Source organism: Halobiforma lacisalsi AJ5 (genome assembly GCF_000226975.2).
GTDB lineage: Archaea > Halobacteriota > Halobacteria > Halobacteriales > Natrialbaceae > Natronobacterium > Natronobacterium lacisalsi.
The window spans coordinates 2461659-2479226 of sequence record NZ_CP019285.1 but is presented as its reverse complement, the minus strand read 5'-3'; the positions used below and the strand labels follow the sequence as shown (position 1 = coordinate 2479226).

At 62.8% G+C, this 17568-nt stretch carries 13 protein-coding genes, 1 tRNA gene and 2 rRNA genes; 8 read left to right on the top strand and 8 right to left on the bottom strand.

Annotated features, from left to right (window positions below; translation table 11 throughout):
• Positions 1-73 precede the first annotated feature (73 nt).
• The 3 genes from CHINAEXTREME_RS11935 to CHINAEXTREME_RS11925 all read right to left on the bottom strand — a co-directional run bounded on the left by CHINAEXTREME_RS11935 (position 74) and on the right by CHINAEXTREME_RS11925 (position 4881).
• A 23S ribosomal RNA gene (locus tag CHINAEXTREME_RS11935) occupies positions 74-2989 on the bottom strand.
• 221 nt (positions 2990-3210) lie between these two features.
• Positions 3211-3282 (bottom strand) — tRNA-Ala (locus CHINAEXTREME_RS11930).
• A gap of 128 nt (positions 3283-3410) precedes the next feature.
• Positions 3411-4881, bottom strand: a 16S ribosomal RNA gene (locus CHINAEXTREME_RS11925).
• The 16S and 23S rRNA genes sit together here with 1 tRNA gene alongside, the layout of an rRNA operon.
• A gap of 1067 nt (positions 4882-5948) precedes the next feature.
• Here CHINAEXTREME_RS11925 and CHINAEXTREME_RS11915 point away from each other — a divergent pair.
• From CHINAEXTREME_RS11915 to CHINAEXTREME_RS11900, 4 genes are all read left to right on the top strand, one after another.
• Positions 5949-7007, top strand: coding sequence for a ComEC/Rec2 family competence protein (locus tag CHINAEXTREME_RS11915; protein ID WP_029601621.1), 1059 nt, complete (start codon positions 5949-5951; stop codon positions 7005-7007).
• Positions 7007-7282 (top strand): DUF3006 domain-containing protein, encoded by a 276-nt coding sequence (locus CHINAEXTREME_RS11910; protein ID WP_007142758.1) that lies wholly within the window; start codon positions 7007-7009, stop codon positions 7280-7282. The genes CHINAEXTREME_RS11915 and CHINAEXTREME_RS11910 overlap by 1 nt, the downstream gene beginning before the upstream one ends.
• Before the next feature lie 93 nt (positions 7283-7375).
• Complete coding sequence (locus tag CHINAEXTREME_RS11905) at positions 7376-8122, top strand: proteasome assembly chaperone family protein (protein ID WP_007142757.1); 747 nt, start codon at positions 7376-7378, stop codon at positions 8120-8122.
• A 209-nt stretch (positions 8123-8331) separates the two neighbouring features.
• A complete protein-coding gene (locus tag CHINAEXTREME_RS11900; RefSeq protein WP_007142756.1) occupies positions 8332-9165 on the top strand; it encodes a class I SAM-dependent methyltransferase in 834 nt (277 codons plus the stop codon).
• Between the two features lie 166 nt (positions 9166-9331).
• Here CHINAEXTREME_RS11900 and CHINAEXTREME_RS22445 read toward each other — a convergent pair whose 3' ends face one another.
• A complete protein-coding gene (locus tag CHINAEXTREME_RS22445; RefSeq protein ID WP_274520295.1) occupies positions 9332-9460 on the bottom strand; it encodes a hypothetical protein in 129 nt (42 codons plus the stop codon).
• A gap of 250 nt (positions 9461-9710) precedes the next feature.
• On the opposite strand from CHINAEXTREME_RS22445, the gene CHINAEXTREME_RS11890 reads away from it, so the two are divergent.
• Positions 9711-11006, top strand: coding sequence for a PQQ-like beta-propeller repeat protein (locus CHINAEXTREME_RS11890; RefSeq protein WP_238593269.1), 1296 nt, complete (start codon positions 9711-9713; stop codon positions 11004-11006).
• Between the two features lie 166 nt (positions 11007-11172).
• Here CHINAEXTREME_RS11890 and CHINAEXTREME_RS11885 read toward each other — a convergent pair whose 3' ends face one another.
• From CHINAEXTREME_RS11885 to CHINAEXTREME_RS11875, 3 genes are all read right to left on the bottom strand, one after another.
• Positions 11173-11949, bottom strand: coding sequence for an inositol monophosphatase family protein (locus CHINAEXTREME_RS11885; RefSeq protein ID WP_007142754.1), 777 nt, complete (start codon positions 11947-11949; stop codon positions 11173-11175).
• Positions 11946-12569, bottom strand: coding sequence for a GNAT family N-acetyltransferase (locus CHINAEXTREME_RS11880; protein WP_007142753.1), 624 nt, complete (start codon positions 12567-12569; stop codon positions 11946-11948). The genes CHINAEXTREME_RS11885 and CHINAEXTREME_RS11880 overlap by 4 nt, the downstream gene beginning before the upstream one ends.
• A 478-nt stretch (positions 12570-13047) precedes the next feature.
• Positions 13048-13743 (bottom strand): HAD family hydrolase, encoded by a 696-nt coding sequence (locus tag CHINAEXTREME_RS11875; protein ID WP_007142752.1) that lies wholly within the window; start codon positions 13741-13743, stop codon positions 13048-13050.
• 146 nt (positions 13744-13889) lie between these two features.
• Here CHINAEXTREME_RS11875 and CHINAEXTREME_RS11870 point away from each other — a divergent pair, with 146 nt between their 5' ends.
• Both CHINAEXTREME_RS11870 and CHINAEXTREME_RS11865 read left to right on the top strand, forming a co-directional pair.
• Positions 13890-14768 (top strand): DUF7351 domain-containing protein, encoded by an 879-nt coding sequence (locus tag CHINAEXTREME_RS11870; RefSeq protein WP_007142751.1) that lies wholly within the window; start codon positions 13890-13892, stop codon positions 14766-14768.
• 72 nt (positions 14769-14840) lie between these two features.
• Complete coding sequence (locus CHINAEXTREME_RS11865) at positions 14841-15476, top strand: helix-turn-helix domain-containing protein (protein WP_007142750.1); 636 nt, start codon at positions 14841-14843, stop codon at positions 15474-15476.
• Positions 15477-15599: 123 nt separating this feature from the next.
• Here CHINAEXTREME_RS11865 and CHINAEXTREME_RS11860 read toward each other — a convergent pair whose 3' ends face one another.
• Positions 15600-15992, bottom strand: a complete 393-nt coding sequence (locus CHINAEXTREME_RS11860; protein WP_007142749.1) for a hypothetical protein — start codon at positions 15990-15992, stop codon at positions 15600-15602.
• A gap of 203 nt (positions 15993-16195) precedes the next feature.
• On the opposite strand from CHINAEXTREME_RS11860, the gene CHINAEXTREME_RS11855 reads away from it, so the two are divergent.
• On the top strand, positions 16196-17383 hold the full coding sequence (locus tag CHINAEXTREME_RS11855; RefSeq protein ID WP_238593268.1) for a S8 family peptidase: 1188 nt from the start codon (positions 16196-16198) through the stop codon (positions 17381-17383).
• The last annotated feature ends 185 nt before the right edge of the window (positions 17384-17568 follow it).

Genomic DNA, 17568 nt, shown 5'->3' with positions numbered 1-17568 from the left:
ACCGTAATGTACGTGTAGTCCAGTTTGCGTCCGGACCCGCTCCTGAGTCACGGATCCAATGCGATGTAGTATGAGTGTGTGGCTCGATCGATTAGTGCTCGCGGGCTCAACGCCTCGTTGCCTTGGCGCGTACACCCCGAGTCTATCGAACTCCTCTTCTAGGAGAGATCTCGGCGGTATCTCGTTTCCAGGTGGGTTTCGAGCTTAGATGCGTTCAGCTCTTACCCCGTGGTGCGTGGCTGCCCGGCACGTGCTCTCTCGAACAACCGGTACACCAGTGGCACCCATGCGTAGTTCCTCTCGTACTATACGCACGTTCCCGTCAGGAACCGTAACACCCCCAATAGATAGCAGCCGACCTGTCTCACGACGGTCTAAACCCAGCTCACGACCTCCTTTAATAGGCGAACAACCTCACCCTTGCCCGCTTCTGCACGGGCAGGATGGAGGGAACCGACATCGAGGTAGCAAGCCACCCGGTCGATATGTGCTCTTGCGGGTGACGACTCTGTTATCCCTAAGGTAGCTTTTCTGTCAGCAATTGGCCGCATCAAGCAGCCTAATTGGTTCGCTAGACCACGCTTTCGCGTCAGCGTCCGTCGTTGGGCCGGACACTGTCAGACTTCCGTATGCTCTTGCGCTCTATCCCGCGTCTCCGACACGGGTGAGGAAATCTTGGGGCGCGCTCGATATCTTTTCAAGCGCGTACCGCCCCAGTCAAACTGCCCGGCTACCAGTGTCCTCCGCCAGGAGTGAGAGTCGCAGTCACCATCGGGTAGTATTTCAATGCTGGCTCGGTGGCCCGCTAGCGCGGGTACCTGTGTACCGCCTCCTACCTATGCTGCACAATGGCGACCACGTCTCAGTGACAGCCTGCAGTAAAGCTCTATAGGGTCTTCGCTTCCCCTTGGGGGTCTCCAGACTCCGCACTGGAACGTACAGTTCACCGGGCCCAACGTTGGGACAGTGGCGCTCTCATTGATCCATTCATGCAAGCCGCTACTGAAGCGGCAAGGTACTACGCTACCTTAAGAGGGTCATAGTTACCCCCGCCGTTAACGGGTCCTTCGTCCCATTGTACTGGGTGTTCAGATACCCGCACTGGGCAGGATTCAGTGACCGTACGAGTCCTTGCGGATTTGCGGTCACCTATGTTGTTACTAGACAGTTGGAGCGCCCGAGTCACTGCGACCTGCCACTTCGCGTGGCAGGCATCCCTTATTGCGAACGTACGGGACTAACTTGCCGAATTCCCTAACGTCGGTTGATCCCGACAGGCCTTGGCTTTCGCCGCCACGAGTACCTGTGTCGGATCTCGGTACGGACAGTGTGCTCGCCTTTTCACGGGCTCTAGGTTGACCTGACTTGCGCTATTCCGCCATTCGCTCGCTTCGTGCCATTACGGCTTCCACGAACTTCGACGGTTCGACTGGGCGAAAGCCCAGCTCAGGCGGCCCCAAAGCGTCAGCTTTGAGTGCACACTGGCACAGGAATATTAACCTGTTTCCCTGTTGACTCACTCGACTTACGGTGAGACTTAGGACCGGCTAACCCTCAGCTGATCAGCATTGCTGAGGAACCCTTACTCGTTCGGCCGTCGGGGTTCTAACCCGACTAACGCTGCTACTATGACCAGGATTTTCGTTACTGAACGGTCCACACGATCTCTCGACCGTGCTTCCACCCGAACAGAACGCCGACCTACGCGATTACCCTGTAACGGGTACGGCTAGGTCTCGGTGGTGGACTTGAGCCCCGATCATTTTGGGCGCCCCGAACCTCGGCCGGTAAGCTGTTACGCTTTTCTTAGAGGGTAGCTGCTTCTAAGCTCACCTCCCGGCTGTCTAGGGCTCGGGACCACCTTCGATCGCACTTAGTCCACACTTGGGGACCTTAACCCAGCTCTGGGTTGTCTCCCTCACGGTACACAGGCTTACCCCGTGCACCGGACTCCCTGCGTCAAACGGCGTTCGTAGGTTCGGAGTTGGACAGGGGGGCGCACTCCTCTCGGAGTGCGGTCCCCCAATCCGTCGCTCTACCCCACGAACTACCTCGGCAGAGGTCATGCTTCGACATGTTTCGGTCGGAACCAGCTGTTTCCGGATTCGATGGGCCTTTCACCCCTAGACATAGGTCACGCGAGGGTATTGTAGGACACCAACGCTAACAGGCCTCCACGTGCCTTTCGGCACGCTTCGCCTTGCCCATGTCTAGATCATCCGGTTTCGGGTCGTACCCGTTTGACTCCCCGCGCTTGAACACGGCGGCCCTCGCAATGCTGCGGCCATGTCGGTTTCCCTACGCCTGCCCCGATACTCGGGTTAGACTCGCCAAACAGGTACACTCCCTGGTTCGTTTTTCAAAACGTACGACGGAACACCGGCTTCCCGATCTTCTTACTGGTAGCTCGCGCTACGGTCATTTTGATCGGGACCTTGTGTGCCCCGTCGCTCTATCGCCAACTGATTTCACGCCCTATTGCACCTCCCTTCGTGGGGTGCTTTTCAGCGTTCGCTCACGCTACTTGTTCGCTATCGGTCTTGAGGAGTGTTTAGTCTTCCCAGTCGATGCCTGGGAGATTCACGAGGAATTTCCAATCCCCGCTACTCTGGAGCTGACTCGTCCGATACTGGTCTGCAATACGGGACTGTCACCCTGTGTCGTGCTCTGTTCCAAGAGACTTCCTGCAGACGGTCGCGGAGTGATCGTCAGTCCGAACACCACATTGCCCGAAGGCTTCGGTTTGGACTGGATCGCGTTCAGTCGCCCTTACTAACGACATCACGTTACGTTTTCTTTTCCTGCCGATACTGAGATGTTTCAGTTCTCGGCGTTCCCCATTGCGCGAAGCAATTGCGGTGGGGATTCCCATTCGGAAATCCTGTGTTCTTCCCCTCCGTGCGGGTCCCACAGGCTTTTCGCAGCTTGGCACGTCCTTCTTCAGCTCTCAAGCCGAGCGATCCACCAGCTGGCACAGTAGCCACGTTCGTCGGATCTGGAATCGGTTGCGAATGCAACCAGTGACCCGGGAACGGGTCCAGTGGACGCCTGGACTACACGTACACACGGTCTCATCTGCAACGCTGTCGACTGCAGCGTGCATTAACCCTTCCCACCCGCGCTTGCGCGGGGTGGTGCATCGGTTTCGGTTGGGATCAGATCGTTGCGCCGTCTCCCACTTAAGGGCACGGTTTCGATCTCTCCCAGTCATGGACCCACAGGGATTCGAACCCTGGGCATCCTCCTTGCAAAGGAGGCACTCTCCCACTGAGCTATGGGCCCACCCCGCCGGCGGAGCCGGCGGGTGCGAAGTGTTAGCCTTGACAGTTCAAAGGTGCCCGATCGGCCCGGCGTGGCGCGATCGAACGTGGAGCGAAGGTGGGCCAGGGCGTCGCCCTGGTCCCGGTCAGTGGAGGTGATCCAGCCGCAGATTCCCCTACGGCTACCTTGTTACGACTTAAGCCCCCTTGCGGAGCCCAGATTCGACCCGGAAACCGGGCCTCATCCGGACCCCACTCGGGTGCTTTGACGGGCGGTGTGTGCAAGGAGCAGGGACGTATTCACCGCCGTCTTCTGAACGGCGATTACTACCGAATCCAGCTTCATGCGGACGAGTTTCAGTCCGCAATCCGAACTACGACCGAGTTTCGGAGATTAGCGTCGCCTCTCGGCGTTGCATCCCACTGTCTCGGCCATTGTAGCCCGCGTGTCGCCCAGCACATTCGGGGCATACTGACCTACCGTTGCCCGTTCCTTCCTCCAGTTTGGCACTGGCAGTCCTCCTAATGTACCCAACCACCACGAGGGTGTTGCTGGCAATTAGGAGTGCGGGTCTCGCTCGTTGCCTGACTTAACAGGACGCCTCACGGTACGAGCTGACGGCGGCCATGCACCTCCTCTCAGTAGCTCCAGTAAGCTCATCAGGCTGACCTTCATTGCTACTGTCGATGCTGGTGAGATGTCCGGCGTTGAGTCCAATTAAACCGCAGGCTCCTCCGGTTGTAGTGCTCCCCCGCCAATTCCTTTAAGTTTCATCCTTGCGGACGTACTTCCCAGGCGGTCTGCTTCACGGCTTCCCTACGGCACAACACAGGCTCGTAGCCTGTGTCACACCTAGCAGACATCGTTTACAGCTCGGACTACCCGGGTATCTAATCCGGTTCGTGACCCGAGCTTTCGTCCCTCACCGTCGGATCCGTCTTCCAGAGGCGCTTTCGCCACCGGTGGTCCGTCCAGGATTACGGGATTTCACTCCTACCCCGGACGTACCCCTCTGGTCTTCCGGTCCCAAGCCGATCAGTTTCCACCGGACGCCCGCACGTTGGGCGTGCGGATTTCCCGACGGACTTGATCGGCCAGCTACGGACGCTTTAGGCCCAATAAGAGCGGCCATCACTCGTGCTGCCGGTATTACCGCGGCGGCTGGCACCGGTCTTGCCCAGCACTTATTCCTGGACCACCTTACGGTCCAGAAAAGCGAGGACTATATGCCCTCGCACTTGGAGTCCCCTTATCGCACTGGCGTGCAGTGTAAAGGTTTCGCGCCTGCTGCGCCCCGTAGGGCCCGGTATCTTGTCTCAGATACCGTCTCCGGGCTCTTGCTCTCACAACCCGTACCGATTACTGGCACGGTGGGCCGTTACCCCACCGTCTACCTAATCGGCCGCAGCCACATCCTCTGGCGCCGGAGCGTTTCGAGCTCGGCCCACTCCAGGTGCCGAGCCGTATGCGCCATTAGCCTCAGTTTCCCGAGGTTATTGCGCTCCAGAGGGTAGTTTGGCCACGTGTTACTGAGCTATCTGCTACGGGTCTGAACCCGTGCAACTAGCATGGCTAAATCGGACTCCAATAGCAATGGCCTCCGGCAGGATCAACCGGAATGCTCTTCCCCGCAATGCGGGGAGGTTGGCGGTGAATGCAATGCACTCACACTTGCTATGGTCCACGTTCGATGACACCGATCGCGGACCGATCGGGCGTCACCGAACTGTCAAGGCTAACATCAGATCCCATCTGTACGGCGGACCGCAGGGGTGGAATCCTCATCTTCTTCCTACTAACCCGAAACCGCCGCCCATACTTAAGGCCCTTGAATTGTATCGGCGAAGGTAGGCAGTACCAAGCAAGCATTAGGGACGTGGTCGGGTCCGATACCGTCCTCGAGTGCGAAAGTAAATTGTGATTACGTGCGCGGGCACGAAAGTGCAAGTCCTGTGCCGTGGTCGACCGATCGATGCTCGTCGGTCCGATCCAGTCTGTGTCGTCCCGGTCGGAGGCCAGACCGGGTCACAACACCGTATCCGGATCCGGACCCGGACCCGGACTCGAGTCCGCCGCGGAGTTGCCAACACCGTGTCTGTCGAGATCAGTGGCCGACTACTGGATAAGCCGTCGGTCCCGGTCCGATCACGGCTCGCCGGACAGTATCGAACTCGTGGGGCTTCTGGTCTCTCCTCGGTCATACCGAGACGTGCCGCAGGGCCGTTTCACACGGGAACGAGTGTATTAGAATCAAATAGTAGAACGTAATTGGAAGTACTATCAGATGGAAGAGAACACGGAAACGTCGGACTTTCTCGCGGCCTGTGATAGTTGTGGTACGGTATTTGCGGCGACGATAACGGCCGACGACAGAGTTCTCCCGATCGGTGCTCGAGATGGCTGTCGATGTGGGGGGACGTCGTTCTCTCGCATAAACGAAAACGATTTCGAGAATCCGTCCGACACAGCCTGATGGTACCCGGGGGTCGTCCGTGATCGAACGGATCGACTCGAGTTCGAAGGATTCGTACCCCCAGAATGGGCCATGACGTGGACGTCGCGTCGGTTGACTTGCGCGGTCGTCGCGACCGTTTGAAGTGGTCGGGGTGTCGGATTCCACGATCGTCTCGCGCGATCGGCTCGTCCGATCCCAACGGTCATTGGGACGGAACCGGACTAGAGGGACGATGAGACGGCTGGCTTTGATCGCCTTGCTCGCGGTGATGCTGGTCCTCGCCGGATGTGGGGGTGGAGGATACGGACCGATGGGCGACGCTGCGCCGGAGATAGACGACGGGACCAGTAGTGACGCCTCGATGGACGGGGAGTTGGAGATCCATCACATCGACGTGGGACAGGCCGACGCGACGCTTCTCGTCGCGCCGTCGGGCGAAACGATGCTGATCGACTCCGGCGACTGGCGCCAGGACGGGTCCGAGGTGATCGAGTATCTGGAGGCCCGGGATATCGACCGGATCGATCACCTCGTCGCCACGCACGGCCACGCGGACCACATTGGCGGCCACGCCGCAGTCATCGAGCACTTCGAAACCGAGCGCGACGGTGTCGGGACGGCGTACGACTCCGGGGTCGCCCACACGAGCAGGACGTACGAGAACTATCTCGACGCGATCGAGGACCACGACGTGGAACTCCTGGTCGTCCAGAGCGGGGATAGCTTCGCGTTCGGGGACGCGCGCGTCGACCTCCTGAACCCGCAGGCCGGTGAGTCGGAGGACTCCGAGGACGGCCTGCACGCCAACAGCGTGACGCTCAGGATCGAGTTCGGGGATTTCACGTATCTGACAACCGGCGACGCGGAGTTCGACGCCGAACGGCGCATGGTCGACGAGCACGGTTCGACCCTCGATGCGGACGTGTACCAGGCCGGACACCACGGTTCGTCGACGTCGTCGACGGAGCCGTTCCTCGAGCGGGTCTCCCCCGAAATCGCGATCATCTCGAGCGGCTACGACTCACAGTACGGCCACCCTCACGACGAGGTACTCGCCGCGTATGCCGAGCGCGACGTCGAGACCTACTGGACCGGCGTCCACGGTGACGTAGTCCTGACGACCGACGGCACCGACTACGAGGTCGAGTCGGAAGGCGAGTTCTCGGCCGATCCGGCCGATCTCCTCGAGGAGAAGCCGGACGACGAGGATGGAGACGAAGACGAAGACGAAGACGACCAAGCGAGGCTCGCCCACGCAACTAACGTACCCACGGCACCACTAGCGGCATAATGACCGAGACCCACACTGCGACCCTCGACCGCATCGTCGACGGAGAGACGGGGGTGCTGTTGCTCGAGGCGGACGGTGAAACGGTCGATCAACTCACCATCGACGTTACCCGCCTGCCGGCGGACGGACGACACGAGGGCGCAGTCTTTGCGGTCACGCTCGAGGGCGACGAACTCAGTGACATCGAATACCGCCCCGAGGAAACCGATTCCCGTCGGAAGAGGCTCCAAGAGCGTCTCGATCGACTCTCCTCGCGGTTGTCCGATCGGGACTGACGGATTGTTTCTCCGGAAGGTGGGACCGGGAAATCAGCGTCCGGCAACGTCCCGTAGGCCTATGTGACGGGTCGGTGTAGACCGACGATGACCATGCCAGAGCCATCCGCCGAACTGTTCCACCGGTCGTCCGACCTCGATGCGGAGTCGCCGACGCTGATCGAAGGGTTGCCGGGCCACGGACTGGTCGCGTCGATCGCCGTCGATCAGATCGTCGATCAACTCGGCCTCGAGAAGTACGGGTCGATCCGCTCCGACGAGTTCCCGCCCGTTGCCTCGTTCACTGACGGGCTCGTCCAGGATACGGTACGCGTCTACGGCGGCACGGAACCGGACATCATGACACTGCAAAGCGACGTTCCGATCCCGAAAAGCGCGTTCCCCGATCTGCGCCAGTGCGTCCTCGAGGAACTGGCGAACGATTTCAGCCGCGCGATCTTCCTCGGGGCCGCGCCAGCGCAGTCCGAGGACCAACAGGGAGATGTCGTCGGCGTCGCAACGACGGAAGCACTGAAGGCCGAACTCGAGGACGCCGGGATCGAACTGGCGGCGGAGTCCGGTGCCGTAAGCGGTGTGACCGGTGCGCTCGTCAATGCCTGTCATCAGGCGGACGTTCCAGCGGTACTGCTGCTCGTCCGCGCGGATCCGCGGCTCCCGGACCCGGCCGCGGCACGGTCCGTGATCGAGACGGCGCTCGAGCCCCTCGTCGACTTCGACATCGATACGACCGAACTTCGCGAACAGGCCGAGGAGATTCAGCGCCAGAAACAGCAGGTCGCACAACAGCTACAGCAAGCACAGGAAGAACAGGACGAACCCATCAGGGGGATGTTCCGATAGGATCGGTTCTCGTCCGGATCGATTTTAACTGGCGATGTCGAAAGCCGTGACGACGTAGCGTCGCGTGTGTCGGCGCGGATTCCGACTTCGGGTCTCCGGATATGCTCCGGATATGCTCCGGATATGCTCCGGATATGGGAACCGCGGATGTGAACGTGCCTCGGAAATAGGTACTAAAATACAAAAACGCGAGCCGACACCTGTTCCCTGTGACTGGGATACCCGACCCCGAAACCTATTACGACGACCACGACGAGAAGGAGTGGGAACGGCTCGAGAGTTCCCTTCACGGCCGCTTGGAGTGGGAAACCACCGTCGAGATCCTTCAGGATCACCTTCCGGAGACGGGACATGTCCTCGACGCCGGCGGCGGGGCCGGCCGCTATACGATCTGGCTGGCCGAACGCGGCTACGAGGTGACGCTCGTCGAACCCAGTGCGGGCCAGCGGGCGATCGCGAGGGAGAAAGTCGCGGAGCGCGGCCTCGAGGAGAGCGTCACGATCATGGAAGGCGACATCCGGGACCTCCCCCTCGATAGCGGTCGGTTCGACGCGACGCTCTGTCTGGGCGGCCCGCTTTCGCACGTCCTCGAGGCCGACGGGCGAGCGCGGAGCGTCCGTGAACTCGAGCGCGTGACCGCCGCTGGTCGACCGGTTTTCGTCTCCGTGATGGGGCTTCTGAACTGGCTGACCCTTCTCCTCGTTACGCCCAGGCATCTCGACTTGCTTCCCGAGTTGGCCGAATCCGGCGATTACGACGCCGACTTGCTCGGCGACCGCGAGCCGCTGTTCACCGAGACGCACTTTTTCCGGGCCGACGAGTTGGAGTCGTTGCTCGCCGACGCCGACCTCTCCGTCGAGTCGATCGTCGGTTTGGAAGGGTTAGCCTCCGTCTACTCGGCTGGTCCCCTCCGGAAAGAGGCTGCCCGGCGTTCCGACGCCGAATTCGATCGAATCCGTCGACTGGTCGACCACCAGCGGAACGACCGGACTGTCGCCGATATGTCGGCACACATGCTCGCGGTTTGCCACGTCGAGAGGTAGCCGACGTCGGCGAAACCTGGGAAGTCATCCGGTTGACCATCCACGCCGGGGCCCCGAGGAGTCGCCGGCTACCGGCCGGAAAAGTCGGCGTTCTCACGACGTAGGCGTTCGTTACGGGCAGAGGCAGGGACAGGGGCAGGGATAGGGGCAGGGATAGGGGCAGGGATTACTCGACCGACTCGTCCTCGAGAACGGTGTCAGCTACGTCCCCGAGGATCTCGAAGTCGGCGTCCCCGCAGTCACAGTCCGATCTCCCCCCGATCGGTTGAACGGTTCCATCGCTCCAGATGTTCACGGCGTAGGCGGAGTTGCAGGAGCGACATCTGGCGACGGCCCGTTTCCGCTCCCCATCGGGAATTGCTTCTCTTTGATCCGCGTTCCCCTAGTATTGTGTGACCAGACGAGTGAATTTCTCGACGTGATCCATTCGTTCGCCCACGATACTTCACGTTTTCACACCCCCTCCGAGGGAAGAGGCCGTCGAACGTCGAAGGTGTCGGCGAGCAAGACTTATAGCGGTATAATATATTACTTGACGTAGTTCGATGAATAGGCGGGAACTCCTCGCCGTAACCGGAGCGACGGCCCTTTTCGGCTGTTGGCGATCCAGCCTACGCGAGAGCGATGGCAAGCGCCCCGGCGACTCGAGGCCACGGTGGCTATCCGACGTCCCGCTCGACGGCTGGACGATGCGGCGCGGTGATCACCGTCGGACGGGCCGGGCGCCGAACGCGAGCCTGTCGCTCTCGGATACTCCGCAGGTCCGGTGGGAAACGACGGTCGCCGAACACGACGTGGGCGACATCGTCGCGACCGAGTACGGCGTCGTCACCGGAACCGGGGCGGACACCTCGACCGTGCTCTTTCGCCGTAACCCGACGAAGGAGCACCGTGTACGGGCGGGGGGTCCTCGCGGCAGCGAACCCGTGATCGGGGACGGCGTACTGTACTTCGGCGGGAGTCGCCTCACCGCGGTGAACGTCGTCGCCGACCGGGTCGAATGGAGCACGTCGATGGCGCCGATGCCGGGGGACAAGTCGGAGACTCCCGTTCCCGTACGGGGGACCCCCGTAGTTGATGCGAACGCAGTGTACGCCGTCGGGATGCTCTCGCGTGAGGGCGTCTCGCTATTCAGGCTCGACGGTTCGGATGGGTCGCTCGAGTGGAATCGTCCCCTCTCGGACCGGCACCTCGACGTCGACTACGAACCCGTTCTCCGCGACGACCTGCTCGTCGCCGTGGTTCCGGACCCGGGAACCGATACGCTGCAAGCGGTCGCCGTCGATCGGACGAAAGGAACCGAACGATGGCGACAATCCCTCCCGATTCCAGGCGGGTACGACGCGATTTCCCGCGAGTCGTTCACCCCCGTCGCGGCGGGCGAACATGTGGTTTTCCGATCCGGGGAGACGATCCACGCCGTTGATCTGCGGACGGGGACGGTCGAGTGGGAGTATCGGTCGGACCACGGGAACGTGATCGGCCCGGTCGCCGCGGACGACGAGTGCGTCTACGCCGCGACTCGAGAGGGGCAGGTCCTCGCGCTCGATCGTCGGACGGGAGAGCACGACTGGGTGGCGTCGATAGCGGGGCAGTGTCGCGAACCGGTCGCCGTCGGGGACGAACACGTCGTCGCCGTCGGTCAGCGCGAGACCGGCGACGCGAAGGGGATCCACTCGCCGGCGACGGTGGCTGCGATCGAGAAGGCGACCGGGAGTCCCCGCTGGACGTTCGAGCACGAGGGGACGGCACGGGCACCGGTCATCGGCGACGGCTCCGTCTTCGTCGCCTTCTGGACCGTCCGACACGGTGCCTGGTCGACCGTCGCGGCACTCGGATGATTACCGCGTACTACGCTCTCCACCCCATTACGCTTGACCACACTTGTGCCCGTTCGGAACGCGGTCGCCGCCTTCGGCGGACTGTTTCCCGTTGTAGGTGCGACACGTTGACGACTGGAGCGTACCGTCGAACCCCAAAACGGAGGTCCCGCCTCGAGCCAGGGAGCTATCGTGCTCCGTCGACTGCCGCCCAGAGCGCCGCCAGGGTCTCCTCGTCACAGGCCGCGACGTACAGGGGGCCGTCTCGACGGGTCGCCCCGCCGGCCTCCGCTGCGAGCAGTTCGGTGACCGCCTGCTCTTCCTCGTCCGGGTGGAACTGGACGAGCCCCTCGAGTCGGCCACGGGCGAACAGACTCGAGTGAACTGTCGGGGCCCAGCTATCGAGAACGCGCTTGACCGTGTCGTCCAATGCCTCCCGGATTTCGTCGGCCCGACGACCGAGGTCGGGGCTACGGGGGACGTCGCGGCCGACGATGGTCGCGACCGTGGCACCCTCGATCGGCACGTCGCTGTCGGCGGTCACGCGTTCCCCGTCGTAGCGAACGCCCGCGTTCCGGCGCGCGAGATAGGTCTCGTCGGTTGCCGGCAGGTGGACGGCCGCGAGTAGTGGCTCGCCTTCCCGACGGACCGCAACGGAGGAGCCGAAGGTTGGCAGTCCCGCCGCGAAGTTGTTGGTACCGTCCAGCGGGTCGATTATCCAGCGATACGGCTCGGTCCCGTCGAACTCCCCGGCCTCCTCGGCGAAGACCTCGTGGGCGGGGAACGCCCGGCGGACGAGCGGGAGCATCCGCGCCTCGGCGGCTTCGTCGGCAGCGGCCTTCACGTCGTGAGCGCCGTAGTCGCCGTCGTCGTCGCCGTCCCGGTATCGGTCGGGAAGCTCCGCCCCGCCGGCCAACACGGCCGCGCGGGCGACGGCCTCGATGCCGTCGTGGTCCGTGGTCATGCTTTCCCCCGGCCCGTCCACTCGGGTGCCAGCAGCCCGAATCGGTGGACGTCGCGGAACTCGCCCCCCGTGAACCGCGCCTCTCGCGAAACCCCTTCGCCGACGAACCCGACCCGCTCCAGGAGCCGTCGTGACGGCTCATTTCCGTCGAACACCTCGGCCTCTACCCTGTGGAGTCCGAGTTCCTCGAACGCGTGTTCGATCAGCAGCGACACCGCTTCCGTTGCGTACCCGCGTCCCCTGTATTCGTCGAAGAGCCAGTAACTCAGCGTCCCGGCGGTCCCGTCGATATCGAACAGGTTCACCGCACCGGAGATAGTCACCTCGCTCCCGGCTTCCGGGCCTCCGTCTTCGTCCCCGTCCGTTCCCGATTCCGTACGCCCGTCGTCGGAGCGTTGCTCGTGGGACGGGCAGACGAAGAGGTTGCTGCTCGAGTCGTCCGTGGCGACGGACTCGAGGAAGGACTCGACTCGCGACTCCGGCCAGGGCTTATCGAACCCGAGGGTACGTCGGAACGCCGGTTCGTTCCTGACCCGACACAGAGCGGCCCGGTCGCGTTCGGATCGTTCGATCGGTCGAAGGGTGACGTTCGGCCCTCTCAGAAAGGCGTGTCCTGGCATGGCGGTCTTCGTACTATCGTCCAGACGGGGTCGTCAAAGTCGTTTGGAGAAATTGGCTTCCCATCGGCGGTGAAGCGAACCGGTTCCGTCGACCGTCGACGAGGTCCTGTACGAGTATCCCGAGAAACGGGCCCACGTCCGAGGAGTTGCCCGATCCCGGCGTCGTCCAGCGGATACACCCGAGTATGGGTGAACGAGGGTTGGTCGAACGGTTCGATGGCTTCCTCGTCGGCCGCGTCAAAGCCCGCTCGCACCTCGTCGACCGGTCGAAGGACGAACGGAGGCCACACCGATCCGATCGTTCCCGTTCCGATCGGGAGAGTCGAGACGATCGATCCCGAAAACGAGCGGATCAGCTTCGAGTAGTACGGAAAACTCCCGAATGGGTCGACCACGTCCGTATTCGGTCGCCTGCCCTTGTGCGTCCGTGGTCACGACGCAGTCCGTCGAGTCACGACTCACGGCTCACGCGTGATAGTTAGCCGGCGAGGAGGCCAGGGAGGTCCGACAGGGACGAGATCGTATACGTCGGCTCGGGATCGCCCGCAGTTCGATCCTGGTCGTCGAACGGGATCCACGCCGTATCGATACCGAGAGCGTTCGCACCTTTGACGTCCTTGGAGAGCGAGTCCCCGACTTTCAGTACCTCGTCGGGGTCCACCTCGAGTCGTTCCAGGGCCAGTTCGAACGGCTCACGGGCGGGTTTCACCCGCGACGTGTCGGTCCCGTAGACGACCGTGTCGACCCGTCCCGTCAATCCGGCTGCCTCGAGTTTTGTCGCGTGGGTGTCCGCCGGACCGTTCGTCACGATAGCGGTAGAACGGTTCGTCGCCGCGGTAAGGGCTGCGTCTGCTCCCGGCCGGAGGGAGACCGCACCGTTGTCCAGCGCATCGTCGTACGCTCGGACGAGTTCGTCGGCGGGGATTTCGGTACCCGTGGCCGCCGCCGCAGTTTCGAATATCCGATGTTCGTACGTTTCGGCGTCCAGCGTGGCCGACTGCTGTCGGACGATCTCGGCTGCGAGTTCCAGCGTCTCCGCCCCGCAAAACGGTTCGATGCCGGCCGCGGAACAGGCGGCGTGAAACACCTCGGTCGGCTCCTGGTCGTGTTCGATGAGGGTCCTGTCCAGGTCGAAGATGACGGCCTCGTAGCGGGCCTGTGTCCGGGAACGCATCGGTTTTCCAGGACACAACTGCTGCGGGAACTACCAAATCCGTTTGGAGAAATTGCCTTCCCATCGGCGGTGAAGCGAACCGGTTCTCCGCGTTGGTCCCGGCGTCGGTGTTCAGAGTTATCACTACGCCGCGCGTTGGCGGGAGTATGGGACGGCGGGATCGGACGTCGGAGGAAAGCGACGATGGTGGGGGGACGACCCCGGAAGACTCGTTCGGGCGGCTCACGAATACGACTCGACTCGAGATTTTACGCACCCTCGCTACCGGCGACACACCACTCGACTACACCGACCTGTTCGAACGGGTCTCCGTTACCGACAGCGGACAGTTCAACTACCACCTCCGACAGCTCGTGGACGAGTACGTGGACAAGGCCGAGCGTGGGTACGCTCTCACCCAATCCGGAAGGCAAGCGGCCAACCTCCTCGCGACGAATTCCCTGCAGGGCGGCACGAGTCGCCAGTTCCGACGGATCGACTCCCGATGTGGGGGCTGTGGCTCCGCCGCCGTCGAGATCGGGTATCGCGAGGGGGAAGGAATCGTTCGCTGTCCCGACTGTGACCGGCAACTGGCGAGGTTCGATTTCCCGCCTGCCGCCGCGACCGCGTATTCCCTCGAGGAGTTCGTCGACGCGTTCGCCCGGCGTACCCGGGCGTATTTCGGGCTGGCGGACGACGGGATCTGCCCGTTCTGTGCCCATTCGCTGTCGTTCGAAATCCGGCCCTCGGCGGCGACGCGGCCCGACGACGTCCCAGCCGTCGGGACCTGCACCGAGTGTCCGGCCGGGATCCGTGCACCGATCGGATTGCTCCTCTCGACTCGAGCACGTATCCTGTCGGCGTTCGCTGACGTGGGCGTGAACCTCCGAGAGACGCCGTTCTGGGAACTCGACTGGTGTACGCTCGATGCGCCGGAAATCCGCCGGACGGATCCGCTCGCCGTCGAGCTCGACGTGGAGATAGCCGGCCAGTCTACACGAGTGGTGGTCGATTCGGAGGCGGAGATTCTGGAGTTCGACCGCTGACGGTCCGGTATCAGGAGGGGCCCAGTATACTGGGCACAACGTTTTACCGGCCTGGGAGTGGGAGAACGAATCATGCGAGAGGCGAGCGTTTCCGTCGGCGAGTCCGCCTTCGAGGCTATGGGAATCGAGACGCTGCTCGCCCTCGGTCGGGAGGCGGGAATCCGGAAGTTCGAGGAGCTGGCATGTCGGGGGAACGGTGCGACCGTCCGGGTCGAAGTGAACTCACGGTACGACGAGGAGGCTCTCGAGGCGCTCGACTGTGTCGACCAGTGGACCCACGTCTCGGAAACGGGCGACGGACACCTGTACGTGATCGCGTTCACTGCACCCGAACTGCCGGAGAGTCTGGCGGAGAAAGCCCAGGAGCTGATCGGGACGTGTGATCCGGAGTTGAGAGACGAGGATGCGACGCTGTCGCTCGTCGGACCGCAGGAATCGATTTCCGGGACGCTTCGCGAGTACGAAGCGGCGGGAGTCTTCCCCGATCTCGAGCGGCTCGGCGCGTACGAGGGAGGGAGTCACCCACTGGATTCCCTGACGGATCGGCAGCTGGAGGTAATTCGAACGGCCGTCGATATGGGCTACTACGAGGTCCCCCGCGAGGCGACTGTGGAGGAGGTCGCCGCCGAACTGGAACTCGATCCGTCCACCGTTACCGAGCACTTGCAGCGAGCGGAGCGAAACGTGCTCACCCGGGTGCTGTCGTAGCGCCCGCCGTCGACGAGTGATCAACCGAAGCCGTCGACCGGCACGGTCGTCCCGTCCAGGTTCGATCGCCTGCATCACGATACGGGCGGCTTTCGAGACTCGAGGTGGGCTATAGCGACCGATTCACTCCTCGTCCGCGGCCGGCACTAGCAGCGTGACCAGGTGCCACGGGGATCGGTCTCCGCGATCATCACCTCGCCGCCGACGCGGGTCACGAGCCAGTCGACCGTCCAGAGACCGACGCCTCCCGTGCAGTAACGACGTCTCCTCGCCCTCGGTAAGCGCCTCGCGCTCCATCTCGGGGATTCCGGACCCGTCGTCGACGACGGAGACGGCGGACTCGAGCAACTCGCGGTCGCCCGGAACGCTGACGTCGACCGGATCGACGAGCGTTGCCAGGCCGGCAGGGAACCGACCGGGACCGAGTCCGTGCCGTCGCTCGTTTTCCGGGTTCTTGGCCGCCGGCCAGTTGACTCCTTTGTTCCGAGAATCTGTCCCGATTGTGACACTCGACATCGAAGTATGTAGTATTAATAACAATATTGGCGAACGGCTCCAACCCGAGAGATCGCTGGAGGAACCACCGATAACGGGACTCTACCGTACACCATCGGTCGTTCGCGTTCTCGGGCACCGTCGAACAGAACCGGTTTCACTGCATCACTGTTCAGAAAACACACAAAAATATTAATTACCTTCGCCGATAGCTACTGGTTGCAATGCCAGACAATAACACTCCTGTTGATGAATCGCACGTCAGCCGACGGTCGATCCTCCAAGTGACCTCGGGCGCCGTCGCCGGGGTCGGCATAACCGGGCTCACAGCGGCGGATTCCGACGGACTGCTCGAGGTGAACGTCGGTTTCGAGAATCAGCGCGGGCGAAACGCGGCGGTCGAGGCTGCGGACGAGGTACGACGTGAATTCGCGTTCGACGCGATGACGATCACGGTTCCGCAGGAGGCGATCTCCGGACTCCAGCGGAATCCGAACGTCCGATACGTGGAAGAGAACGGCCTGATGCAGGCATTCGACCAGGTAACGCCCTGGGGCGTCGAGCGCGTCGGGGCGCCCGATGCTCACGACGCCGGTGAGACGGGTGACGGAGCCGACGTCGCTATTCTCGACACCGGCATCGATTCGACCCACGAAGCACTCCAGGACGTTCTCGGCGAGGGGAAAGCCTTCATCGAGTGCGGCGAACGGGCGAGCAACGGGCCGCCGTGTAGCGTCGCGGGCAACGGCAACGGGTGTAACGAGCCGTGGGACGACGACAACGACCACGGAACCCACTGTGCGGGCACGGCAGTCGCGCCGGACGACGGCGTCGGCGTCGTCGGCGTCGCCACCCAGTCGACGCTGCACGCGGTAAAGGTCCTGGACTGCGACGGCAGCGGCACGTACTCGGACATCGCGGCCGGGATCGAGTATACGGCGGATCAGGGCTGGGACGTCTGTAGTATGAGCCTGGGCGGTAGCCAATCGGACGTCGTCTCCGACGCGGTCACGTATGCCTACGACCGTGGCGTGTTCCTCGCTGCAGCAGCAGGGAACGACGGCCCGTGTACCGACTGCGTGAGCTACCCGGCCGCGGAACCGGAGGTCGTCGCGGTCAGCGCGACCACGGACACCGATGCCCTCGCCGACTTCTCCTCGACGGGGCCGGAGATCGAACTCGCCGCACCGGGCGAGGACGTCTACTCGACCGTTCCCGGTGGCTACGATACGTTCTCGGGCACGTCGATGGCCTGTCCCCACGTCGCGGGCGCGGCGGGGCACCTGCTGTCCAACGACTACACGAACGAAGAAGCGCGTAACCGCCTTCACGAGACGGCGGAGGACATCGGCCTCGGGGAAAACGAACAGGGACACGGCCTACTCGACGTGGCCAGCGCGCTGGGCGTCTGAGCCCGTTTTCGAACGCGCTCGACAGCCAGTAGCGACCGTCAGACTCGGGAGGTGTCGTTACCACCCACTTTCGAGGGTTGAGAGATCCACGACGGCCGAATCCGATCGTATTCCACGGGTACGCGTCAGGAGATCCGGTGCCGGACGATCGCTTCTGCGTCGCATTCGGGGCAACGCTCGGTATC